The 25,527-nt window shown below is 39.1% G+C and carries 17 protein-coding genes; 7 read left to right on the forward strand and 10 right to left on the reverse strand.

The genetic code is table 11. The annotated features are described in order from the left end of the window. Window positions 1-59 precede the first annotated feature (59 nt). The gene (locus tag AC1D0K_RS06520; protein ID WP_477398782.1) at window positions 60-1,091 is read left to right on the forward strand and encodes a 2-hydroxyacid dehydrogenase; all 1,032 of its coding nucleotides are present in this window, start codon (window positions 60-62) and stop codon (window positions 1,089-1,091) included. A 3-nt stretch (window positions 1,092-1,094) separates the two neighbouring features. Further along, window positions 1,095-2,465, forward strand: coding sequence for an oxygen-independent coproporphyrinogen III oxidase (gene hemN, locus AC1D0K_RS06525; RefSeq protein ID WP_477398784.1), 1,371 nt, complete (start codon window positions 1,095-1,097; stop codon window positions 2,463-2,465). Window positions 2,466-2,481: 16 nt separating this feature from the next. Here hemN and AC1D0K_RS06530 read toward each other — a convergent pair whose 3' ends face one another. The 9 genes from AC1D0K_RS06530 to AC1D0K_RS06570 form a co-directional block, all read right to left on the reverse strand. Beyond that, the gene (locus AC1D0K_RS06530; RefSeq protein WP_477398786.1) at window positions 2,482-3,216 is read right to left on the reverse strand and encodes a YoaK family protein; all 735 of its coding nucleotides are present in this window, start codon (window positions 3,214-3,216) and stop codon (window positions 2,482-2,484) included. A 71-nt stretch (window positions 3,217-3,287) separates the two neighbouring features. Beyond that, a complete protein-coding gene (locus AC1D0K_RS06535) occupies window positions 3,288-3,977 on the reverse strand; it encodes a sulfite exporter TauE/SafE family protein (protein WP_295711968.1) in 690 nt (229 codons plus the stop codon). Continuing rightward, entirely contained in the window at window positions 3,974-4,396 is a 423-nt protein-coding gene (locus AC1D0K_RS06540; RefSeq protein WP_295711970.1) for a FixH family protein, read from the reverse strand. The genes AC1D0K_RS06535 and AC1D0K_RS06540 overlap by 4 nt, the downstream gene beginning before the upstream one ends. A 3-nt stretch (window positions 4,397-4,399) precedes the next feature. Beyond that, entirely contained in the window at window positions 4,400-5,773 is a 1,374-nt protein-coding gene (ccoG, locus tag AC1D0K_RS06545) for a cytochrome c oxidase accessory protein CcoG (RefSeq protein ID WP_477443536.1), read from the reverse strand. A 10-nt stretch (window positions 5,774-5,783) separates the two neighbouring features. Then, a complete protein-coding gene (locus AC1D0K_RS06550; protein ID WP_477463023.1) occupies window positions 5,784-6,683 on the reverse strand; it encodes a cbb3-type cytochrome c oxidase N-terminal domain-containing protein in 900 nt (299 codons plus the stop codon). Then, window positions 6,680-6,871 (reverse strand): hypothetical protein, encoded by a 192-nt coding sequence (locus AC1D0K_RS06555; RefSeq protein ID WP_295711976.1) that lies wholly within the window; start codon window positions 6,869-6,871, stop codon window positions 6,680-6,682. The genes AC1D0K_RS06550 and AC1D0K_RS06555 overlap by 4 nt, the downstream gene beginning before the upstream one ends. A gap of 7 nt (window positions 6,872-6,878) precedes the next feature. Beyond that, the gene (gene ccoN / locus AC1D0K_RS06560; protein ID WP_295711978.1) at window positions 6,879-9,005 is read right to left on the reverse strand and encodes a cytochrome-c oxidase, cbb3-type subunit I; all 2,127 of its coding nucleotides are present in this window, start codon (window positions 9,003-9,005) and stop codon (window positions 6,879-6,881) included. A gap of 85 nt (window positions 9,006-9,090) precedes the next feature. After that, window positions 9,091-9,252: a cbb3-type cytochrome oxidase assembly protein CcoS gene (gene ccoS, locus AC1D0K_RS06565; RefSeq protein ID WP_477397995.1), complete on the reverse strand. Its 162-nt coding sequence runs from the start codon at window positions 9,250-9,252 to the stop codon at window positions 9,091-9,093. Then, complete coding sequence (locus AC1D0K_RS06570) at window positions 9,249-11,639, reverse strand: heavy metal translocating P-type ATPase (protein WP_477397997.1); 2,391 nt, start codon at window positions 11,637-11,639, stop codon at window positions 9,249-9,251. Before AC1D0K_RS06570 ends, ccoS begins: the two co-directional genes overlap by 4 nt. A 468-nt stretch (window positions 11,640-12,107) precedes the next feature. Here AC1D0K_RS06570 and AC1D0K_RS06575 point away from each other — a divergent pair, with 468 nt between their 5' ends. Together AC1D0K_RS06575 and AC1D0K_RS06580 are read left to right on the forward strand one after the other, a co-directional pair. Beyond that, entirely contained in the window at window positions 12,108-13,889 is a 1,782-nt protein-coding gene (locus AC1D0K_RS06575; RefSeq protein ID WP_477397999.1) for a hypothetical protein, read from the forward strand. A 225-nt stretch (window positions 13,890-14,114) separates the two neighbouring features. Next, complete coding sequence (locus tag AC1D0K_RS06580) at window positions 14,115-15,416, forward strand: NRAMP family divalent metal transporter (protein WP_295711990.1); 1,302 nt, start codon at window positions 14,115-14,117, stop codon at window positions 15,414-15,416. A gap of 52 nt (window positions 15,417-15,468) precedes the next feature. Here the strand turns inward: AC1D0K_RS06580 and AC1D0K_RS06585 are convergent, their stop codons facing one another. Then, window positions 15,469-16,158 carry a VIT1/CCC1 transporter family protein gene (locus tag AC1D0K_RS06585; RefSeq protein ID WP_477398001.1) on the reverse strand — a complete coding sequence of 230 codons (690 nt, stop codon included), beginning with the start codon at window positions 16,156-16,158 and terminating at the stop codon, window positions 15,469-15,471. Between the two features lie 231 nt (window positions 16,159-16,389). Between AC1D0K_RS06585 and AC1D0K_RS06590 the strand changes: the two genes are divergently transcribed. The 3 genes from AC1D0K_RS06590 (at window position 16,390) to AC1D0K_RS06600 (ending at window position 25,518) form a co-directional block, all read left to right on the forward strand. Further along, window positions 16,390-17,190, forward strand: coding sequence for a patatin-like phospholipase family protein (locus AC1D0K_RS06590; RefSeq protein ID WP_477463024.1), 801 nt, complete (start codon window positions 16,390-16,392; stop codon window positions 17,188-17,190). Window positions 17,191-17,573: 383 nt separating this feature from the next. Further along, window positions 17,574-21,680, forward strand: coding sequence for a hybrid sensor histidine kinase/response regulator transcription factor (locus AC1D0K_RS06595; protein WP_477443344.1), 4,107 nt, complete (start codon window positions 17,574-17,576; stop codon window positions 21,678-21,680). Between the two features lie 505 nt (window positions 21,681-22,185). Then, entirely contained in the window at window positions 22,186-25,518 is a 3,333-nt protein-coding gene (locus AC1D0K_RS06600) for a SusC/RagA family TonB-linked outer membrane protein (RefSeq protein ID WP_477399316.1), read from the forward strand. Window positions 25,519-25,527 lie beyond the last annotated feature (9 nt).

Raw genomic sequence — 25,527 nt, forward strand, 5'->3', positions numbered from 1 at the left:
CCTGGCTCATACTATCGGGGCAATCATAACGATAACTTTGTTTTATAAAAGTATTTCGGATGAAAGCGGTAGCCTATAGTATTAAGCCTTTTGAAAAAGAATATTTGGCGAAAGCCAATCAAAAGAAGCACGACATAACACTTATTTCCAACCCCCTGGGGCCGGATACGGTTATCTATGCCGAAGGGAAGGATGCGGTAATTGTTTTTACCAATGATGATGTATCTGCAACAGTTATTGAAAAACTGGCTGCCCTGGGAGTAAAGTTTATAGTAACCAGATCGGCCGGGACAGATCATATTGATAAAGATGCAGCAGCTATTTATGGTATAAAAGTAGCCAATGTACCATCTTATTCCCCACAGGCAATTGCAGAACATTCCGTAGCAATGGCATTTGCCCTAAACCGGCAGGTAGTTAAGGCCGACCAGCATAGCCATGAATTTGATTTCAGAAACGATGGACTGATTGGCTTTAATTTTTCCGGAAAAGTGGTTGGAATTATTGGCTTAGGGAATACCGGGCAGGCAGCTGCATCCATATATCATGGTTTGGGATGCCAGGTAATAGGATATGATCCCTATTTTCCTAAGAATCTGCGCTATGTGAAACCTGTATCATTGGAGAATCTCCTAAGTACTGCCGATATCATTTCATTGCACATACCACTTACGCCGGATACCAAACATTTCGTCCAAAAAGCTACGCTTGATCAAATGAAAAATGGCGTGATGTTGATCAATACTTCAAGAGGTATGCTGGTTAATACCGCAGATGTGCTTAAAGCTATTGAAAGTAAAAAAATAGGCTATTTGGGGCTTGATGTATATGAGTTTGAAAAAGGTTTGTTTTTTGAAGATCATAAAAATGACCCCGTTAAAGATTCGTTATTACAAAGTTTGATGAACTATCCCAATGTTTTGATCACCCCTCACCAGGCCTATCTCACTAAAGAAGCCTTACAGGAAATAGCTGATCAGACTATTAAAAGCCTTGATCTTTGGCAATTGAACAAATGTGTTGGCAAAGCCTGCGCGTGTGCACAGGAATGCAAAAAAAATCCAATTACAGAAAAGGTTATCCATTCTTAAGCTATGGAAAATATTAACAAGCAATTAGCCGATAAATATAATGTGGCTGTTCCGCGCTATACCAGTTATCCTACTATGCCGTATTGGGATAGTGACACTTTTAGCACTTCACTCTGGAAACAATCTGTCAAATTTTCTTTTGACGAAAGCAACAGTTCGTCAGGAATTAGCCTTTATATACACCTCCCTTTTTGCGAAAATCTTTGCACTTATTGCGGGTGTAACACACGTATCACAAAAAATCACCGTGTAGAAAAGCCTTACATTGAAGCTGTTTTAAAAGAGTGGCAAATGTATTTGCAGGTATTTGAAGGTACGCCGGTGATTCGTGAAATACATCTCGGTGGTGGTACTCCAACATTTTTTAGCGCTGAAAATTTACATCAATTGGTTGATGGATTGCTTCAAGGCGTTCACATTCATAAAGACGCTGCATTTAGTTTCGAAGCCCATCCGGCAAATACTACTGTTGATCATTTACAAACCTTGTTTGATCTTGGTTTTCGCCGTTTAAGTTTAGGAATCCAGGATTTTGATCCAAAGGTACAGTTCATTATCAACAGGAGTCAATCCTTTGAGCAGGTATTGGCTGTAACGCAGCAAGCCCGAAGAATTGGCTATACATCTATTAATTATGATTTGATTTATGGGCTCCCATTGCAAACATTAGAAGGTTTGATTAATACCATGAATATGGTTTCGGGCTTAAAGCCAGATAGGATCGCCTTTTACAGCTATGCACATGTACCATGGCTTAAGCCAGGGCAAAGGCGATTTACAGAAAATGATTTACCAAACCCGGATATGAAAAGTAAGTTACATGAAACGGGGCGAAACCTGCTCATTAGCTTTGGTTATAAGGAGATTGGTATGGATCATTTTGCTTTACCGGGAGATGAGTTATTGGAGTCCGAAACATCAGGTCATTTACACCGCAATTTTATGGGGTATACAAGCCAGCATACCCAATTATTGGTTGGCCTGGGTGTATCATCTATAAGCGATTCTTGGTATGCTTTTGCCCAAAATGTTAAAACAGTTGAAGAATACCTTGAACTTACAAAAAAAGGAGAGCTGCCTGTTTTTAAAGGCCATGTACTTACCAGCGAAGATCTTATTATACGCAAGCATATTTTAAATATAATGTGTAAGGGATATACTTATTGGAACCATCATTCAGAGCCATGTAAAGCCGTTTTTGAGGGGATGGAGAAGCTTCAGTCGCTTGAAGAAGATGGCTTAATTAAACTGGACTCGTTGGGTTTAAAGGTTACACCAAAAGGAAAACGTTTCCTGCGTAATATTTGCATGTGCCTGGATGCAAGGCTGTGGGCAGATAAGCCAGCCACCCAATTATTTAGCATGGCTGTTTAATTGTTCTAACTCCCGATCATTTATTAAACAAGCCTTTAACGTTTCTGTAATAGCGTTTAACCGTGATCCGGAACACGTCATATATTAAAGTGTATATAAGTATGATAACCGGTACAAAAAAAGAATAAAAGCTAAATGAGCGAAAAAGCCATGCACCACCCAATGCACCGCACATAAAGAAAAGAATAATGGCCATGCGTAACTTTATTCTTGGCTTTAATGCCTTATTTTCTTCGGGTTTATTTTGGATAAACTGAGCCAGTTCAATGCCCAGATCGGTAAATGTGCCGGTTAGGTGCGTTGTTCTGACCACCGAACCGGATACCATGGAAACAAGTGCATTTTGCAGGCCCATTGCAAAAAGCAGGCTACCCGCAAATATTTCCTTTGCAACTAAGCTGTGGTCATATCTATACCCCACCAGGGCTACGCTGATAAGTATAGTCGTCTCAATCAGTATTGGAATTACGTATGAATATTGCTGGTTTTTGCCGATCCTGGAAACAATTAAGCTTGATATAAAAGCTCCGGCTAAAAAAAGGAACATCCAAAGGGCAACTACCCTTGCAGTTCCCCAGTTTTGCAAAGCAATCTGCTCTGCAAATAATGCAGCATGACCGGTTACATTGGTAGTTAAAACACTAAATCCCAGGAACCCTGCTGCATTAACAAAGCCTGCAGTAATACCTAACAATGATGCCAGTTTTACATTATGCTGATAGGTTCTTTTTGTTCCCAGGTGTCTTAACATTCTTCAAAGTATTACCCAGTGGTATTGTGTTTAAGAAATTAAATATCAGTTAAAATAACAGGAAACTGTGTTTAATGGCAGGCATTAATTCCTGAGGATTGTTTAGCCGGGCTTAAATAGGGGATATCTAAATTAAGGCCACGCAAAACAAACCAAAGCCCAAGGCAAACCATGAGATAAGGCATTCCTTTATTAATACGGCGCCTTACAGCCGGACCGATAAAGCCAGAACTGACCGTCGCCAGCAACATGAGTGGAAATGTTCCCACACCAAACCAAAACATATATTGCGCAGAAGAAAATGGCGAAGAGGTATTAACAGCCCCGGCAAGGGCCAGGTAAACAAAACCACATGGAAGAAGGCCGTTTAACATTCCAATTGCTAAATGCCCGGCTTTGTGTTTCAATGCATAATTTATTAAGCGATTAACAGGCGCTAATATTTTAGGCATTAACCGGCTTTGCATAAGTTTTATTTTAAATAACCGTGAAAACCCAGCCATTATGATAAGTATACCTGTTAATATACTCACACTTTGCTGCAGGCCAGCCAACCAAAGTTGCTTACCAATAAAACCAATAAGTAATCCTAAAAACGAATAGGTAATAACACGGCCAGCATTGTAAATAAATTTATCTGTTGCTACAAGCCACCATCGTGCATGAAATGATGGTATAGCAAATGCAAGCGGGCCACACATTCCTATGCAGTGTACACTGCCAAATAAACCAATAAAGAAAGCTACCTGGTTACTGCTCATTTTATATCTACTTCCTGTTCGTATAAATAGGCTTTTTTATTACTTTGCCATTCCAACACTACCCTCCACCTGCCTTCTGTTAAGGCTCTGGCCGATATTTGTGTTACCAGGCCAGTATCAGTATTTAATTGAAATGTTTTATCAAGGGCCTCACTTGATGGCCTTATAAATTTAATGTTCCCCTTGGCTGGTTCTGCAAAAGTGACGCTTACTTGCTTTTCGATAATGCTTATTAGCGGTCGGGCATGATCCTTTACCACTTGCTTTTCCTTATCAAAATCTTTATCAAAGTTTAAGCCTTTTTCATAATAATGATGGTCGTATTCGTCGGCCGGTAAAGCAAACATCTTTACGCACATTAATATAATAAACAGCATAAATAAACCCATACCAATAATAATTCCTTTTCCCCAATTCATAATTTAATCATTTAATGGCCCAACAAATGTGGTGCTTACTGTTTTAATTACTTTTTTATTCACTACCAGGTTTATTTTAATATCTGTTTTTGGAGCGTGAATCTGCCGGGAGGGCACCATGAGAAAAAAAACAGTTTTTACAGATCCGCCGGCAGCAACCTTGCCCGGTGCCTGGATATATTTTATTCCGATGGCCGGGTCGGCGGTTTGGAGCGTGATGTTCTTGTCCAGGTTTGATTTATTGATGATCTCAGCGTTATAAATATTACTGATAAAACCTCCCTTTTGTTCCTGGTACAGCATGCCGGCGCTGCGCATAACAGTAATATCCATATCTCCACGATTGAAAATGAAGTAACTCAGCACGGTGATCAAAACAACAATGATCCCGCTGTAGCCAGCCATTCTTCCTGTAAAAGATGGTTTTTGCTGTTTATGGATCATGTTTTCTGAGTAAAAACCGATGAGGTTAAGCGGCTTATGGATTTTTTCCATTACCTCGTTACATACATCAATACATGCCGTACAGTTAATACACTCCATTTGTGTTCCCTGTCTTATATCTATCCCTGTGGGGCAAACAGATACACATAAACCACAATCCACACAGTCGCCTTTAGTATTAACAGGTTCAATGGTTCTTGATAATTTGCCGCGTGGTTCGCCACGAACTTCGTCATAAGCAACAACAAGGGTGTCCTGGTCGAGTAATACTCCCTGAAGCCGTCCGTAAGGGCATATTACAGTGCATACCAGTTCGCGTACCTGGCTGTATACCAGGTAAAAAACAACTGTAAATATCCAGATGCTTAAAAATCCAGACCAATGCAGTTCAACAGGCTCTCTGATGATCTTGAACAATGTTTCGCTGCCAACCAGATAGGCCAGGAAAGTATTTGCAATAAGGAATGAAAAAATAACAAACAGGAGGTGTTTGGCTGTCTTTTTCCATATTTTTTCCTTGTTCCAGGGACCGGCATCTAACTTTTTTTGTTTGTTTGCATCGCCTTCTATCCAAACCTCTATTTTTCTGAAAAACATTTCCATAAAAATAGTTTGCGGACAGATCCAGCCACAAAAAATACGGCCAAAGGCGATTGTAAATAAAACAACACAAACTACAAAAACCAGGGTAGCCAATACAAATAGGAAGATATCCTGGGGCCAGAAAACCTGCCCCAGGATTACAAATTGCCTGTCGATAAAGTTCAGCATCAATAAAGGTTGCCCTTTTATTCTGATTAACGGACCTGTGAAAAACAGTATTAAGTATGCATAGCTAATCCATGAACGCCATTTATATAATTTACCTTTCCGTATCAGCGGATATATCCATTTACGCTTCTCTGTTTCTTTCCCTTCCAGTAATCCGTCCATGATCTGTATTTTAATTGTTAGATGCTAATTTGTTATCCGCATCTGATTCTTTAGTTCCCTGGGGTTCTTTAGCCCCAGCAGGCTTCGTTCCGTGTATAGATTTTATATAGTTAGCCACGTCGGATATCTGTTTGGGTGATAATTGCTTTTCCCAGGTGGGCATGCCTTTTGCCAGCACGCCATACTTAATTGTTTTAAACAAATCGTTTATTTTGCCGCCATGCAGCCAATAATCATCTGTAAGGTTTGGCCCAACACTGCCCTGCGCGTGGTCACCATGGCATGGTGCGCAGGTAGATTTAAAAATAGTTTGCCCAGACGCTATCACCGCGGGATCATGTACCAGTTTTACAGTGTTTTCGTCAACCCGGTTAGCAGCTTTGCTTAAAAATGCCTTCTTTTCTATATCAGCCTGTACCATTTCTGTTTTATATTCTGCATATTGTAACTGCCCTGTTTTAAAAACATGGTAATTAAGCAAGTAGGCAACGCCAAAAACGATAGAGCCGTAAAACAAGTACATGAACCAGCCGGGTATTGGGTTATCCAATTCCTGTATGCCATCATAATCATGCGCTATCAGTATCTCATTTTCTTGTTCCATCGGCCTTAGGGAAAGCAGTTTTTGCCAAACCTCGGCTTTGGGTTTCTTTTCTTTTTTTGCAGGTTTCATTTCTGCAATGATCTGCTCTTCGGTATAGCCCTCATATTTAAAAATGATCCTGGTTAAAACTTTAAAAGTTTTCAGTAAAATCAACATAACTATGAGGAATAAAAGAAGCATAGTTACGATAGCCCCATAGCCGATGTAATTCATTATATCGGTAGGAATCAGGCTATCGCTTGCCGCCATAGCCGGTTGCATAAGCAATATTAAGGCTGAGGATATGATGATCCGGTGAAATTTCATGATTGGTAAGGTTGTTGTAAATCGGTTAAACTATCTTGTAGCGGTAAATCACTCATATGATCTACATGCGGTTTGCGGATACGGATAAGCATAACCGTTACTACAATAAAAAACACAAAGAATATCCCCAAAGAGAAAAGCAGGTAAGCCTGGTTTGCGTTAATGTTTTCTGTGAATTGCTTAAACATAATGTAATTATTTATTGGCTGTTTTATTTGCTTTGATATCTGTTCCCAAACGTTGCAGGTAAGCAATAATGGCGATGATCTCTTTGTTGCTTTTTACCTTGATGTGGTCCTGGTACAGGTTGTCTTTTATTTCTTTTGCCTGTTTATCCAGGTCCTGGTTAGCTATATTCTCGTATCCTACTGGATAGGGAACACCCAAAGTGCGCATGGCGTTTATTTTAACCCGGGTTGATGTGGTATCCAAATTTTGGGTTATTAGCCAATCGTAATTAGGCATGATACTTCCCGGTGACATCAGCCTCGGATCCATTAAGTGATTATAGTGCCAGGCGTTTCCATATTTCTGTCCTTCCCTGGCTAAATCCGGTCCGGTACGTTTGGAGCCCCAAAGAAATGGGTGGTCATAAACAAACTCGCCCGCTTTACTGTATTCACCGTAACGCTCAGTTTCTGATCTGAAGGGACGTACCGTTTGTGAGTGGCAGTTTACGCAACCTTCTCTTATATAAAGATCCCGGCCCTGTAATTCAAGCGGCGTATAAGGCTTTACAGCAGCAATTGTTGGTATGTTTGATGATATGGTTAAGGTAGGCATCAGCTCAATAAAAGTTCCAACAAGGATAACAAGCAATGCGGCTATAAGCATCTGAATAGGTTTACGTTCAAGCCTGCGGTGCCAGCTGTTTTCTCTTGCAATGGTATGTACAGGCTCAAGGGGCATAGCCTGGGCTGCCTCATTAGCTACCAGTTTACCTTGTAAAGCGGTGCGCGTAAGGTTATAGGCCATAACAATAACGCCTAACAGGTACATGGCGCCACCTGCAGAACGCATCATATGCATGGGCAGGATTTGCAAAGTAGTTTCCAAAAAGTTTGGATATTTCAGCATTCCCTCTGATGTAAATTCTTTTAACATCAGGCTTTGCGTAAAGCCGGCCCAATACATGGGTATGGCATAAAATAAAATACCCAGGGTGCCTATCCAGAAATGGAAAGAAGCCATTTTTTTAGAGAACAGTTCTGTTTTATATATACGGGGGATAAGCCAGTATAAAATGGCAAAGGTGAGGAAGCCGTTCCAGCCCAGGGCGCCAACGTGAACGTGCGCGATGATCCAATCGCTGAAGTGAGCAATGCCGTTAACCTGTTTCAAAGAAAGCATTGGTCCTTCAAAGGTGGCCATACCATAAGCGGTTAAGCCAACAACCATGAATTTTAAAATAACATCATCCCTTACTTTGTCCCATGAACCGCGAAGGGTAAGCAATCCGTTGATCATACCACCCCAGCTTGGGGCTATAAGCATAATAGAAAAGGCTACACCTAAAGATTGTGCCCAACCCGGTAAGGTAGTATATAATAAGTGGTGGGGGCCTGCCCAGATATAAATGAAGATAAGGGCCCAAAAGTGCAGAATACTTAATTTATAAGAGTAGATAGGACGATTAGCCATTTTGGGCAAAAAGTAGTACATCATGCCCAGGTATGGTGTAGTTAAGAAAAACGCTACCGCGTTATGGCCATACCACCATTGTACCAGGGCATCCTGAACGCCGGCATAAACCATATAGCTTTTAAAACCTGATACCGGAAGCTCAAATGAGTTAACAATATGTAAAACGGCAATGGTAATAAATGTGGCAATGTAAAACCAAATGGCTACGTACAAATGTCTTTCCCTGCGTTTAAATATCGTACCAAACATATTGATGCCAAAAATTACCCAGATAATGGTGATGGCAATATCAATAGGCCATTCCAGTTCGGCATATTCATGTGAGGTAGTAAATCCTAATGGCAGTGTAATTACGGCCGAAACAATGATGAGTTGCCAGCCCCAGAAATGGATCTGACTTAAAGCATCACTAAACATGCGTGCCTTAAGCAGGCGTTGTAAGGAGTAGTAAACTCCCATAAAAATGGCGTTACCAACAAATGCGAAAATAACCGCATTGGTGTGAAGAGGGCGGATACGTCCATAGGTTGTATACTGGTTACCCATATTGGCGGCAGGATGGTAAAGCTGAATGGCTACAATTAAGCCTACAGTCATTCCAATAATACCCCAGATTACGGTAGCTATACCAAAATTCCGGACGATCTTGTTGTCATAATAAAAATTTTCGGGCTGCATAAAATGTTGTCTTTTTATGGTTGTAAAACTATTGAGGAGTGGCGGGTGACAGAATGATGACAGTTGGCTTTAAAAGTGATCGTAGTCACTTTTTATCCTCATCTGGTTGTTCATCATCCAGCAAAATGCGAATGGACGGCGTATACAGGTCATCATTTTGCCCGCTGCGCTGTGCCCATAAAAAGGCACTTAAAAATCCAAGGGCCAGCAATACGCTGCAGCCGATGAGGAAATAAATGATGCTCATATTAATTTTCTTCTTTTTGCTGTAAAATGTGTAGCCAGGGTTGTAAAGGATATTATGGTAACGGTACTCAATGGCATCAGTACAGCAGCTATAAGCGGGGAGAGGCGCCCTGTAACCGCGTAACTTAAACCGATAATGTTATATGTTAAGGAGATGAGGAAGGACAGGTGGATAATGTTAACCGTATCTTTTGAAAAAAGAAGAAACGCCGGTAATTTATCAAATGAACGTCCATCCAGGATGGCATCGCTCCCGGGCGAAAAGTTATTTACATTATCGGTTACAGCAACTCCAAGGTCACTTTGCTTAAGTGCTCCCGAGTCATTCAGCCCATCACCTAACATCATCACTTTATGCCCTTTTTGCTGAAGATTCTGGATCATATCAAGCTTTTGTTGAGGCGACTGATTAAAATGCATCCTGGAATCATCATGGAAAAAATGAATCAGCTCATTCCTTTCATGATTCTGATCTCCCGAAAGCAGGAACAGCTGGTAATCTGGTGATAGTGAACTGATCTTATCCATGCCATCACGATATTCATGAGCAAATCCAAAATAACCCAGGTAATAGCCGTCTATCATTAAATGAACGCGCGTTATTTGCTTTGTATCTATGTAATACCCAAAGATCAAGTCGCCACTTCCAATATGAAGCTGGTGCCCGGCAATGTTGGCGTTAATGCCCTTACCTGGTATTTCTATATATTCGTTTACCGGTAATTTCCTCATGTCGCCTAAAAATTGGCATATCATTCGGCTTAAGGGATGAATGGAATTTGAGCAGGCACTATACACCATTTGCTTTTGTACATCAGATAATTCTCCGCTCAATTCAATCCGTTTGCTGTTGCCGGTGGTTATGGTACCTGTTTTATCCATAACCAGGGTATCAATACGGGCCAGTTGCTCTACTACAGCTGTGTTTTTCAGGTAGAAAAGGTTGCGATCGAAAATACTCAGCGCGGCCGACATGGTGAAAGGTGTGCTTAAGGCAAGCGCACATGGGCATGCAACAATTAACACAGCAGTAAAGGCATCTATTCCTCTTCTGAAATTAAAGGGAAGCCATGCCATCAGCGAGCCAACGGCAATTATAATTAATACAATTGTAAAGTACTTGCTAACCGTTTCGTTAAAGGTTTTCATGCGGTTATCCTGCTTGCGGGTAAACGCTTCATTGTTCCACAGCTGGGTGAGGTAACTTTGTGATACGGGCTTAACAACTTCCAATTCTATTGCTTCGCCGGTTTGGCGGCCACCGGCGTAAATTATTTCGCCCAATGTTTTATTAACAGGTACAGCTTCTCCTGTAACAAAGCTAAAATCTATCAATGCCTTGCCTTTTAAAAGAATGGCATCTGCGGGAATGATCTCATTATGACGGATCACCATACGATGCCCGGTTACTAACTGGGCAAGCGGGATGGGCTTTTCAATATCATCAGTTAAAACCTGAACAGCAACCGGAAAAAAGGACCTGTAATCTCTTTCAAACGAGATATGGTGATAGGTTTTTTGCTGCACAAATTTGCCTACCAGTAAAAAAAATACAAGCCCGCAAAGGGTATCTGCAAAGCCTGCACCGGTATGTGTTAATATTTCTGCCACTGTACGTGCAAAAAGCACCGCGATACCAAGGGCCAAGGGAAAATCAATATTCAGTATTTTGCTTTTTAAATTTGTCCAGGCTGAAATGAAATAGCCCCGGCCACTGAAAAATACCACCGGTAACGCAAAAAGTATATTTAAATACCCAAAGAACTGTTTAAAGCTGTGTTCATATACCGAGAGCCCAAAGTATTCAGGAAAGCTAAGAAGCATTACGTTACCAAAACAAAACCCCGCTACAGCTATTTTTTGAACAAGATTACCTTTATCTGCCTTGTTTTGTTTTTTTATGATATCCTGCAGGCTGATGAGCGGTTCATATCCTATATCATAAAGAAGCTCTACCAATTGCTGTAACCCGAGCTGTTGGTGATCAAAACGCACAACCAGTTGTTTTTTCAAAAAATCAACCCTTGAATAATGGATGGCCGGGTTGAACCTATTTAGCTGCTCAAGTAGCCAAAGGCAGGAGCTGCAATGTATGTGTGGTATATAAAAGGTGATGAGCGAGATGTGATCATCTGTGTAGTCAAGTAGTTCTTTTAAAATAGAGGGTTCACTCAAATAATCAAACCGTTTATCGATTCTTGCCCTGGTGGCGCCCGGATGATCATTGTAGTTATAATAGCTGCAAAGGCCGCTATCTGCTAATATTTCATAAACGCTTTTACAGCCGTGGCAGCAAAATTGCTTTTCATCAATACTAAATGATGTAGTTAAACATTCATCACCGCAATGGTAGCAGGTTGTTTTTGCAATTGTAAGGGCTTCCGTCATTTTGTTAAATTTGGGTTGCCCAAAAATGAACTTTCAGCAGTTCACGCAGAATGATGCGTGTTGTTAAAAAAAGTGATCTCGATCACCTTTTTAATTAATTGACGGTGTACATTTCATCCTGCCACCTTTCATTTCAACACCCGATCGGCATTTTTAGCAAATCCAGATCACCAGGATAACGATAAGCACCGTAGTGTCTCTGCCCGCTATAGATTATATATGATGAAAGTTTCCCCAACAAATGACTTTCATCATTTATTGCAGCTGCCTTACCCTATAGTTTTGCGGCTTATTAGTTTAAATGGAAATACCAGAGATTTTAAATGTAACTATTGTTGAAGCCCATTCAACGCATCCTGGCGTATTTGAAAGTTTTGGCGTACTTAAGCAAGGATTATCATTTGTAATTCAGAATGATCATGATCCCAAACCATATATTAACTATCACAGCCTAAAATATATACTATTATGAGTCATACATTTCACATCCCGGTTTTAGGATTGGGTTACTCCATTGATACCCCTTTAAAGGTTGCCCGTTATGGCATTTCATCAGTTATGTCAATTGTTGATGATGAACTGATTGAAAGGATACGCGGATATCACACAAAGCTTAATGGCTGGGCGTATGTTCCTATCCTAAAAAAAGAAGAGGACTATCGTGCTAAACGAATAACTGCTTATCTTGATTTGGTTGCCAACCTGGTTGATAAACAGTTTGAAGAATTGAAGCAGCTGCCTTTTGAAAGCGGTAATGATCTGTGCAGGTATTTTGAATTATTACCCGAAAGCGCGCGTTTAAAACAAGGCTATGATTTGATGATGGATTATCCTGAAGGAAATCAAAAACAGTTTTTCCAGGAGTTGCTTAAGAAAGAAATGACCAAGGGCGCCATCGACGTCAATATCATGTCGAAGGTTGATAAAATGAATTATACAGTTCAGGGTGAATCAACGGGCGAGCAGAACACAGATGCGCTTGCTGCTCTTCGTGGTTTTGCTAAGAGCAAGCTTACATCCTCTGTGATCCTATCTGCCGGGATGAACCCGAGGTTATACAGCTACCTGGAAACATTTAATGATTTCCTGCCCGATGAGCACGGAACAATCAATAAAAAAGTGATTTTGAAGGTCAGTGATTTCCGTTCGGCATTTATACAGGCTAAATTCCTGGCCAAAAAGGGCTTGTGGGTATCAGAATTTCGGGTAGAATCGGGACTTAACTGCGGGGGGCATGCCTTTGCTACCGAAGGGTTTTTGCTGGGACCGATTCTGGAAGAATTTAAGCAAAAGCGACAGGAAATGGTGAACGAGTTATTCCAAAGCTATCAATCGGCCCTGCTTGAAAAAGGAATTATTTGCGCTGTATCTCCTAAACAAAAATTAAGTGTGCAGGGAGGGATAGGTACAGCACAGGAAAATAGGTTTTTGATTGAACATTATCAATTAGACGCCACGGGTTGGGGTAGTCCGTTTCTGTTGGTTCCCGAAGTTACCAATGTGGATAAAGGTACACTTGCGCAGCTGGAGCATGCTGTAGAAAGTGATTTCTATTTGAGCGGTTCTTCACCGTTGGGTATACTTTTCAATAACTTTAAAAATAGTACTGCCGAGGTTCAACGGCTTAAGCGTCTTGAAACCGGAAGGCCAGGTAGCCCCTGCATAAAAAAGTACCTTAGCACCAATACAGAGTTTACCGAAAAACCGATATGTACGGCATCCAGGGAATATCAAAACCTGAAAATACAGCAACTGGAAACGTTGGATCTACCCCAGGCAGAACATGATAGGCAATACCAAACAATTACTGAGAAAATTTGCCTATGTGAAGGGTTGTGCGCATCCGCCTATCTCAAGTATGATCTGTTGAAACCGAGAGAAAATAAAGCGGTGGCTATTTGTCCAGGTCCAAATCTGGCGTATTTCTCCGGAATTTATTCTCTTGAGGATATGATAAAACATATTTATGGGGCAACAGACCTGCTTGGTAAGATAAAACGGCCTCATATGTTTATAAAAGAGTTAAACCTTTATATTGATTATCTTCAAACCGATATCCAGGCTCAACTTAAAGATGTTACGGATAAGAAAAAGAAACAACTTTCTAAATTTAAACTACAACTGCAAGAGGGGATTAATTACTATAAGGCACTTTTTACAGAATCGACTAATCAAACCTCACAGCTATTACAGGAATGGGTACATGAATTAACCACTTCGGAGAAAGAATTAAGTGGAATAAATATCTAAATTGAAGTAAATTAACAACACAAAAAAGAGGCAGTCGCATTATATGAAGACTGCCTTTTTTATAAACGGAGAGAGAAGGTTCTTTTTTGGTTGATTTTTAAGTAAAAATTAGGTTGATGTAGAGTGTTTTATCTGGTTTTCTTAAATGCTTCCTATTTCCCGGGCTAATATTTATTTTAGGTTCATTTTAAACCCGTATATTGAAATGCCAATATTAATATTTATATGGAATCAAAGGGGCAGCAAAAGAAATCAAAAAACAAATTTTTAAAATTCCTTACAATTTTAGGTCCGGGACTTACTACAGGCGCCGCTGATGATGATCCGTCCGGCATTGCAACGTATTCCCAAACAGGCGCACAATTCGGGTATGGGCAATTATGGACTGCGCTGTATATGTTGCCGTTTATGACTGCCGTTCAGGAAGCATGCGCACGTATTGGTTTGGTAACAGGTAAAGGTATTTGCGCCGTTGTTAAAGCACATTATAGTAAATCTGTTTTATATGCCGTGGTGGGTTTGGTAGTGGTAGCAAATACAATAAATATAGGGGCCGATATTGGTGCCATGGCATCCGCAGCACAATTGTTATTTCCGGCTCCATTTGTTGTTTTAACCCTGGTATTTACGATAGTTATTCTTTTATTAGAAATATTTACCAATTACAAAACCTATTCAAAAATATTGAAATGGTTGTCCATTGCTTTACTGGCTTACCCTTTAACATTATTTATAGTTCATCAACCCTGGGGAACTGTTTTAAGAGCGAGTATTGTACCTCACTTTGAGTTTAGTTTCAGTTTTTTATTTATAATAACTGGTGTTTTAGGTACTACCATATCTCCTTATATGTTTTTTTGGGAGGCGTCTCAGGAAGTGGAAGAACAACAGGCAGAAGGCCGAATATTTCATAACAAGCCCCAGGTTAGCTGGTCACATATCAGCAGAATGAGAATAGACAATAATTTTGGTATGCTTTTTTCTGAATTTGCTACCTGGAGTATTATTGTTGTAGGAGCAACGGTACTTCATAAAAGTGGTGTAACTGATGTTAAAACTGCCGCTGATGCCGCAAGGGCTTTGGAGCCTTTGGTTCATAGTTTTCCAAATGCAGGTTTTTTGGCCAAACTGATATTTTCTGTTGGCATTATTGGGTTGGGTTTATTAGCTGTTCCCGTGCTTTCGGGTTCTGCAGCGTATGCCGTTTGCGAAGCATTTGAATGGAAATCAGGCTTGAACTTGAAATTCAGGAGGGCGCCCGCGTTCTATTCGGTAATCTGCATTGCTACGATGATTGGCTTATTAATTAATTTTATTGGTATCGATCCGGTAAAGGCCCTTGTTTACGCGGCAGTGTTAAATGGCGTTGCAGCTGTACCTTTACTATTTTTGATTATAAGGATTGCGGGCAGTAAAGAAATTATGGGGCAATATAAAAACCAATGGCTTTCCAATACCCTGCTTTGGGTTACGTTTTTAGCAATGGGAGCCGCAGCGGTTGCCATGTTCTATACCATATTTAAGTAACTTAGTGGTTTGGTTTTTAGGGTGTTAATAAATGGAAAGTGATTAATTGAAATTACTTTCCATTTATAAGTTTTGCCATTCCAAAAGCAGCGCCGGCTGCTAATGCGCCAATAACAACCACTTTTAATGCACCACCTAAAGCTGGTTGCCCTGTTAATTTACTTTTAAAATAACCAAAAACAAACAGGCAAATTAAAGTTACAATGCAGGAATAATTTAAAGCATCCTGAGCATTGTCAATAATGAGGTAAGGTGATAAAGGAATAATTCCTCCTGCTATATAAGAAAATCCTATAGTTAAGGCGCTTTTTGATGCGCGGTTGGCGTTTGGCTCTTCCAAACCAAGTTCATACCTCATCATAAAGTCAACCCACTTCTTTTTATCTTTAGATAGTTCCTCAGCAATTTCATCCTGTAAATGCTTCGATAAGCCAAATTCTGCAAAAACTTCTTTTACTTCTGCTTTTTCCTGTTCGGGCACAGTCTCTACTTCGTTATATTCTCGTTTAAGTTCAGAGTTATAATGATCCACCTCGGTACGGCCTGCTAAAAAGCCTCCCAGGCCCATCGCTATCGAACCTGCAACTATTTCGGCAATGCCGGCAGTTACCACCAGCCCCGAAGAACTAATAGCCCCGCTAAGCCCTGCCGCTAAGGCAAAAGGAACTGTTAAGCCATCCGACATGCCTATAACAACATCTCTGATGATTTCTGAACTGGTAACATGATGTTCTTTGTGCATTTTGATAATATTAATAGTTTGACTTTTAGAATGTGCGTTTAAGATAAAATATTAAAAACAAACATGAACAAAGCAATCCAATTATTTAAATGCAGGTTTATAGTATCAGCGTCTTATACCCATTCTCAAAGATTTTTTGAAATGAATTATTGGGTGGCTTTTTAAAACGTTCGCAAAGATTTAAACTTAATTATAGATAGAAAGGTTATATATTAAGTTTTTAAGATGTAGATGAATACAAGTACCGATCAAAATAAGTCTGAAAAAGTAGGATTAGCACTGTCGGGCGGTGGAATAAGAGCCGTAGCCCATTTAGGTGTTATACAGGCCCTAACCGAGTATGGAATTAAATTCTCACATATCTCAGGTACAAGCGCCGGAGCAATTGCCGCGGCTTTTTTTGCTGAAGGTTATGCTCCGAAAGAAATTTTACAGATGATTAAGGATACCAGCCTGCTCAGATTGTTGCGCCCCTCACTTGGCCGCGCCGGTTTAATATCTATATTAAAAGCCCGTTACCTCATAAAACAATATATTCCACACAATTCCTTTCAACAACTCAAAATTCCTGTGACTATTACTGCTGTAGATTTGGGTGAGGGGAAGCTGGTTTATTTTACTGATGGCGAGCTTGATATGGCAGTTTTAGCCTCGTGCTGTTTGCCTGGTATTTTTAAACCCATAATAATTGACCATCATATGTATGTAGATGGCGGAATACTAAATAATCTCCCGGTTGAACCATTGATAGGCATTTGCGACCTGATTATTGGCTCATCTTGTAATCATTTGCCTACAGTTACAGAAATTAAATCTTTTGGGAGCCTGATTGACAGGGCCGCTATGATCTTGATAAACTCCACCCTTAATACACATAAAATTTTGTGTGATGTGGTGATTGAGCCGCATTGGTTGGGCGGCTACGGAATATTTGATACCAACGCTGCCGAAGAAATTTACATGATTGGCTATGAAGAAGGCTTGAAAACAATTAAAGGGAACGAAAAGCTGAAAACATATTGTGCGAAATAAAATAGACTGATAGTTGAACCGCTTTGGTTAACTATTTTATTTTTAGATAGTGTAAGTATTTGAAAAGCGAAAAAAGGCTTTAGGAGAATGTTTTGATGTTAGTTTCGGCAGCTTTGTGAAAGGAATATTGAATAATTGGAAATTAAGATGCTTATTACGCAAATAATTCCGCCAATTTCGCCAAACGCATTATTTAAAATTTTATTGTCATTAGCACACTTATTTTACATAAATAAACTACATTTGAATATATAGTTTCTGTACAGAAAGCTTCATCCTTTATAAACCGGTTATTCATATTAATGAGAAGATTTTTATTTACTCTTGTAGGAGTTACAGCCTTTTTCTTTAGTTTTTCTCAAAGCTTATTTACAAAAAAAGTAATGAAATATTCATTGAAAGATGGACTTTCATTTGGGATAATAAATGGTATAACTCAGGATAATAAAGGATTTATGTGGTTTGCCACCGGTGATGGCTTAAACCGGTTTGATGGCACAAATTTTAAAGTGTTTAAATTTGAACCTAATAATCCTTATAGCCTGCCCAGCAATTATGTTCAAACTATTTATAAGGATACACAAGGGCATATCTGGATATCATCCAGAAGAGGGATTTATCAATTTGATACCAACAGAGAGCGTTTTATAAAGTTGAACCCTCCTGGTGTTCAATCAAATTATTTAAATAATGTAAACAACATTTTTGAAAATAAAAAGAGTCAATTATGGTTCTCTTGTGGTGCGTCCGGTTTTTCATCCTATAACATAAAAACCAGACAGTTTAAAAGTTATACCAAAAAGGAATTACCAGGTTTGTTGGGTGATTTATCAGTTATTAATGTTGTTGAAGATACATACGGGGTATTATGGGTTGGTACGCGCGATGGCGGGCTCAATGTTTTTAGCACAAAGAACGGAATCGTTTTTAAAAATTTAAATAATCAATTCCCAATTAATCAGGTTCCCCAAGGATTAATCACATGTATTTATGAAGATCATAATCATGATATGTGGATAGCTACCAGCAAAGGATTAGCACTTTACAGAAGAAAAGAAAATGAATTCCATGTTTTTTTAGGATCTGATTGTAAGTTAAGAAGCAATTATTTTTATTCTCTTTTGGAGGATGATCATAAAAATCTCCTTGTTGGTCTTCAGGATGGAGGTTTGTATAATATAGATCTTGAAAAGGCAGAAAAATCATCATACAAAAATATAACTATTGATCCGGTGAAATCGGAAGATAATTATAATATTACAGTCCGTACCATTCAAACCCTGTTTCAGGACCGGGATAAAAATATCTGGGCCGGAACCTATGGTGATGGTATTTACTTACTAAGTAGCGTTCCAGAAAAATTTAAAAAATTTCAAAATAAATTAACAGATGCTTATGGTAGCAGTTTCTTAAGATATTATGGAATGTGTATTGATGATGAAGGTTATTTGTGGATGGGTACCGACGGTGATGGAATATATAAGAAAAAGCTAAATGGTGAAGTTGTAAAATATTATAGAGCAAACGGACAAACTGGCTCTTTAGCCAGTAATAATATCCTTTGTGCCTATAAAGATCATTCAAATACGTTATGGTTTGGCTCTTATTCACATGGACTTTTCAGATATGATAAAAAAACCGATTCATTTACTAATTTTATTCATAAAACAAATGACCCATCAAGCATCGGTTTAAACGATGTAAGGGTGATTCTCGGAGATTCAAAAAATAACTTGTGGATTGGGACAAATGGGGGGGGATTGAGTTTATTACCTGCGGGCAGTAATAAGTTTATCAACTACAATCCACAAAATAGTAATATTAGCTCAGATTATATTCGCGCGCTTTCAGAGGATAAATATGGTAATCTTTTTATAGGGACATATGCCTCAGGCCTTAAATATTATATAAAAAGTCAAAATAAGTTTGTTAACTATTTTAGTAAGGCCCAGGTTGAAAAGTTTTTGCCAAGCCACTTCATATACTCTTTGTATTTAGATGAAAAAGAGAATCTCTATATAGGTACCGAAGGAGATGGTCTTGTTTTATACGACATCAAAAATAAACAGTTTACGAAGTATACCGAAAAAGATGGATTGGCGGATAATACCGTAAATGCAATACAAAAAGACGAGGCAGGCGATATTTGGATAAGCACCAACAAAGGCTTATCAAGGATTGATGTACATACCAGCAAAATCAGTAATTATGATAGCTCGGATGGGTTACAAACTGGTCAATTTAACCCGGGTTCATCAATGTATTGCGGTAAAAACAAGTACATGGTTTTTGGTGGCACCGAAGGCTATAATGTTTTCTACCCTGCTACTGTTAAGCAAAATCTGTTTAAACCCAAGGTTTTAATAACAGGCCTTCAGTTGTTTGGTAAAGAGGTTGAAGTTGGCCAAAAGGATAGCATATTAAGTGAAGTTATTGAGGAGTCAAATAATATTACGCTAAACCCCGATCAATCGGTTTTTTCTATCCAATATGTAGCGCTAAATTATGCTTATGCCGAAAAAAGCCAATTCACCTATAAATTGGTTGGATTAGAAAAAAATTGGAATTCTGCAAAAAATCAAAAGTCAGTTACTTACCGCTACCTCCCGGCGGGTGACTATGAATTTAAAGTTAAAGCAGCCAATCAGGATGGTATCTGGTTTGAAAACTATGCTACCTTAAAAATAAAAATATTACCTCCATGGTATAAAACATGGTGGGCTTATTTAGCCTATTTATTAATGATAGCAACGCTTATTTATTACTATTTACTATATCGCAGTAACCAGGCGAAGTTGAAATATGAAGTAAAAATAGCCCACATGTCTGCCGAAAATGAAAAGGAGCTTAATGAGCGTAAATTATCCTTTTTTACAAATATCTCTCATGAGTTTCGTACACCACTCACTTTAATCATCAATCCCGTTAAAGAATTACTGTTTAATCCCGAAGAAAAAGAGATAGAAAGAGGTAACTTGAATATTGTTTTTCGTAATGCACGCCGGCTACTAAGTTTGGTTGATCAATTATTGTTATTCAGAAAAGCTGAAAGTGAGTCTGATGGACTTAAAATTGTAAGGCTAAATATTGTAAATCTAAGTAGAGAGGTTTTCTTGTGTTTCAGTCATCAGGCCAAAAGCAAAAACATTTCGTTTGATTTTGTTTCAGAAACCGATGCGATAGAAGTATTCGCTGATAGGGAAAAGATAGAAATTGTTTTATTTAACTTAATATCAAATGCATTTAAGTTTACGCCAGATTATGGGAAGGTAAGTTGCTGTATTTACCAAACTGAATCTTCGGTTAACATTGAAATAAAAGATACCGGGTGTGGAATAGCCGAAAATATAGGCGAACAATTATTTAATAAATTTTACCAGGTGCAAAATGAACTACCATTAAACGGGGGATTTGGTATAGGTCTGTATCTTGTAAAAAAGTTTATCGATAATCATAAGGGAAATGTTAATTATCATAGTACAAGCGGAGAAGGAACCACGTTTAAGATAAGCTTGTTAAAAGGTAAAGACCATTTGGGCGCTAATTATATTTTTGAAGATGTTGCAGAAACCTCGGTTTTTTTGGATGAGCTTACTGATGGTCATGAGTGGATGCCCGCGAATAATAAAAATTTAACTGCGGTAAAGAACAAAAAAGCAGAACCGTATAATTTTGAATCAAAATCAATGCTGATTGTGGAAGATAACGCAGAGATCAGAGCCTATTTAAAACAAATTTTTTCTGCGGAGTTTGAAATTTTTGAAGCAGTAAACGGTTCAGAGGGATTAGATATGGTATATCAATATTTACCGGATATTATCATTAGTGATGTAATGATGCAAGGATTAACAGGTATAGAATTATGTAGTAGAGTTAAAGAAGACCCTGCACTAAATCATATCCCGGTATTGTTGTTAACTGCCAGCTCATCACCCGAAATTAAGCTTAAAGGAATAGAAGGTGGGGCTGATGATTATATAAGTAAACCATTTGAACGGGAATTACTTGTAGCCCGGGTTAATGGCCTGCTTAAGAGTAAAAATAACCTTCAGAAATATTTTTATAACGAGATAACTTTAAAATCAAATGACCTTAAGGTTCCGCCTGATTATAAAGAATTTTTGGTGGCCTGCATAAAAGTAGTGGAGGATAACCTGGGTGATAATGATTTCTGCATCAAAACCCTGGCTGATGCAATTGGAATGAGCCATTCCAATCTTTATAAAAAGATCAGAGCGATTTCAGGGCAATCTGCCAATGGGTTTATAAGATTTATACGACTTAGAAAAGCTGCTGAAATGTTTCTTAATACCAATTGCACTGTTTCTGAAGCAGCTTACAATGTGGGCATTAATGACCCTAAATATTTTAGAGAACAGTTTAGTAAGCTGTTTGAAATGAATCCCTCAGAATATGTCAAAAAATTTCGTGCTCCTTTTCACGCAAATATTACCAGGAACGCAGTCAAATTAAAAACAGGGAAATTTTAATTTAACTATAGGGTAAAAGTATACACATCGGTAAAAAAAACTCGATTTTACCAATTACCCCCTTAAGTTGTATGAGTTTACCCCTCATTAGCAACCTTTATTTTACCCATCTTAGTGCTGCCAAGTATAAATGTAAAACCCACATTTATTTTTATTGAAGAAAAAGTATATGATAATATTGAGTTATTAAACACGGGTTTAACAACTATAATACTGTTATGAAATACGGGAATTGCAAGGTTGCTCTTATTAATCAATTAATTATAGGAGTAACCGCGTGGTAATATTACTAAGTGGTTACAATAAGTAATCCTACCTGTATATGCTTTTTTAATGTTTACTGCACTTAACCAATTTTTAATTTATTATAAACCTCAAAACGCTAAATGGAAAAAAAACAAACTTAAGAAACCCGCAAACAGGGGTAGATTATAAGAATAATTAGCTCCTAAATTATCTCGCTTTTATAGTGTGCATTAAATATTAATTAATTAAATAAGATAATATGGAATACAATTTACATAAGACTGTAAACTTGTTAAGGGTCTTTAAAATTGCGCTAAGTCAAATATTAATAGCCTTAATATTTGCTGGTTTGTCATACGCCGGCGTAGCAAAAATCGAAAAAACAAAATTTACAAAGACAAACGGGGGGAGAATCAAAGAAACCGCCCCGATAAAAATTTCGGGAAAAGTAATTGATCAAACAACAGGCGAAACGCTGGTTGGAGTATCAATATTGATTAAGGGCTCAAATACGGGAACTGTAACGGACGTAAACGGAAAATTTACAGTTACAGCTGCCGATAATGCTGTATTAGTTGTATCATATATTGGCTATAACACTTTAGAAGTGCCTGTAGGTGGTAAAAGTATTCTTAATATTAAGCTACAGTCATCATCCAAAGGACTGAATGAGGTTGTGGTTGTTGGTTACGGTGTACAAAAGAAAGTAACCGTTACCGGTTCTGTAACATCTGTTAAAGGGGATGAATTAGTAAAGTCGCCAGCTATTAACCTTTCCAACTCTATAGCCGGCCGTATGCCTGGGGTTATTGCCGTGAATGCAAGCGGCGAACCTGGTAATGATGGCTCAAGCATTCGTATCCGCGGTACTAATACGCTGGGTAATAATGATGCATTAATTGTTTTAGATGGGGTGCCGTCTCCTGCTGGCCAAACGAACATTGACCGTTTAAATCCTGCAGATATTGAAAGTATCTCGGTGTTAAAAGATGCATCTGCGGCTATTTATGGCGCCAGGGCGGCTAATGGTGTTATTCTGATTACTACCAAGCGTGGTAAATCGGGTAAACCCGAGCTATCATACACCTATAATAAAGGATGGGGGCAGCCTACTACCATACCTAAAATGGCTAATTCAACAGAATATGCCACCATGGTAAACGAGATAGACCTATATGGTTTGCCTTCAAACTATTGGACCGCCGCTTCTGCTGCATTTAAAACAGTAGGGAAATTCACCAGGCCGGACAACGGAGCGACTACAACAGCTACGTTTCAGCCAGCTGATTTCACAAAATTTGCTGATGGTTCTGATCCCTGGGGACACCCTAACACCGACTGGTTTAAAGCAACATTAAAAGACTGGTCGCCTCAATCACGTCAAAACATTCAGTTATCAGGTGGTTCCGAAAACATTAAGTACCTTACATCAATAGGGTATCAAAACCAGGAGGGCTACTACAAAAACTCGGCTTCAGGTTATAAACAATATGATTTTCGTGTAAATGTTGATGCCAAGGTTAATAAGTATGTGAGTACTTCTATAGGTGTATCTGGCCGCCAGGAAAACCGTTTATCTCCAAACGGAAGCAACACAAATTTCTTTTCAACCGGAACCGGTGCAGGTGATATATTCAGGATGCTGATGCGTGGTTACCCATACAGGCCTGCTTATTGGCCAAATGGATTGCCCGGACCGGATATTGAAAATGGCCAGCAGCCGGTATTAATTACTACAAACCAAACCGGTTATGGCAAGGATGTAAGATATTATGTACAAACGAATGGCAAAATTGAGATATTGATTCCCGGGGTAGAAGGATTGAAAATAACCGGTAATGTTGCTTTAAATAAATATATGCAACAAACCAAAGACTGGCAAATGCCGTGGTATGTGTACAGTTGGGACAATGTTACCAAAGATGCAAGCGGCACCCCGGTACTTACCAAAGTAGCCCGCGGGCCAGCCCAAGCAACCCTTAACCAGGCATCTGATGATCAACTTAGTAGTTTACTTGAGGGAATTGTGAGTTATAACCACAGCTTTGGCAGCCATAACATTGTATTGTTGGCCGGTGTAACTAAAGAAAAATCAAATGACAGCCAATTTGGTGCTTCGCGTAAATATTTTAACTCGGTTGCTATCGATCAATTAAACTGGGGTGGTAACTCCGAGAAAGACAATTTCGGCACCGCCTGGCAAAGGGCTCGTTTAAATTATTTTGGCCGGGTGGGATATAATTATAAGGAAAAATATTTAGCCGAGTTTTTATGGCGGGTAGATGGTTCTTATATGTTTCCGGAAAGCCGTCGTTTCGGTTTTTTCCCGGGTATATCTGCCGGTTGGAGAATCTCAGAAGAAGGCTTCTTTAAAAATAACGTAAAATTCTTCCAAAATCTGAAACTGCGCGGATCATGGGGCCAAATGGGTAACGATAATGTTGTTAAACCTGGTACCACTACTTTAGCAGAATATGCTTATTTGGCATTAAATAATGTTGGTTCATATATAATTAATGGTGCGCCAGCTCAAACATTAACCGAAAATGGCGTACCGAACCCCAATTTTACCTGGGAAGTAGCCAACAATAGCGATGTAGCGTTAGAAGGAACTACTTTAAACGGGAAATTGGATTTTACCCTGGAAGCATTTTTTAATAAACGCACCCAGATATTATGGCCTTCTACGGCTTCGGTGCCTGCAACAGCTATACCATATGCCCTGCTGCCCCCTGTAAATTATGGAAAAGTGACCAATAAAGGATGGGAGTTTCAATTCAATTATCATGATAATATTGGTGCAGTAAGGTATAATGTAGGTGTAAACGGTGGATATTCCAAAAACAAAATTGACAAATGGGATGAAGCACCGGGAGCGCCGGCCTGGCAAAAATCAACAGGGCATCCTATCGGAAGCCAACTTTATTACATATATACCGGCATATTTTCTACCCAGGCTCAGGTTGATGCCAATAAGGTTGATTACAGCGGTGTTGGGGGGAGTAAACTTAACCCGGGCGACATGATGTATAAAGATGTAAATGGCGATGGTAAAATTACTGGGGACGACCAGGTGAGGAGTGATAAAACCAATCAGCCCACTTTCCAGGGAGGCTTCAATTTTGGGGTTCAGTATAAAAACTTCGATTTGACTGTTTTATTCCAGGGTGCCGCTGGCGGACAGATTGTCTTTCAAACCGAGTCGGGAACAATTGGTAACTTCACGCAATACAGTTACGACCATCGCTGGACGGTTGACAATCCAAGCACGGTGTCTCCCCGCACAGTTGATAGAAATAACCAGTATTTTTCTGGAGGATCCTACAATTCTGCAGGAACCCTTATCAATGGAAACACTTATTGGTTACTTAATACAAATTATATCAGGCTTAAAAATGCCGAGTTAGGTTACACTATTCCGGCGGCATTAACTTCAAAAATTGGTATAAGCAATTTGCGTTTTTATGTAAATGGCCTTAACCTGCTTACTTTCTCTAAAGAGAAAATTTACGATCCTGAATCAACCAATTCATCCGGTCAGTATTATCCGCAGGCAAGAGTCGTGAATATGGGTGTAAGCGTAAAATTTTAATTTGAACGA

This window comes from Mucilaginibacter sp. P1_A3, assembly GCF_056406855.1.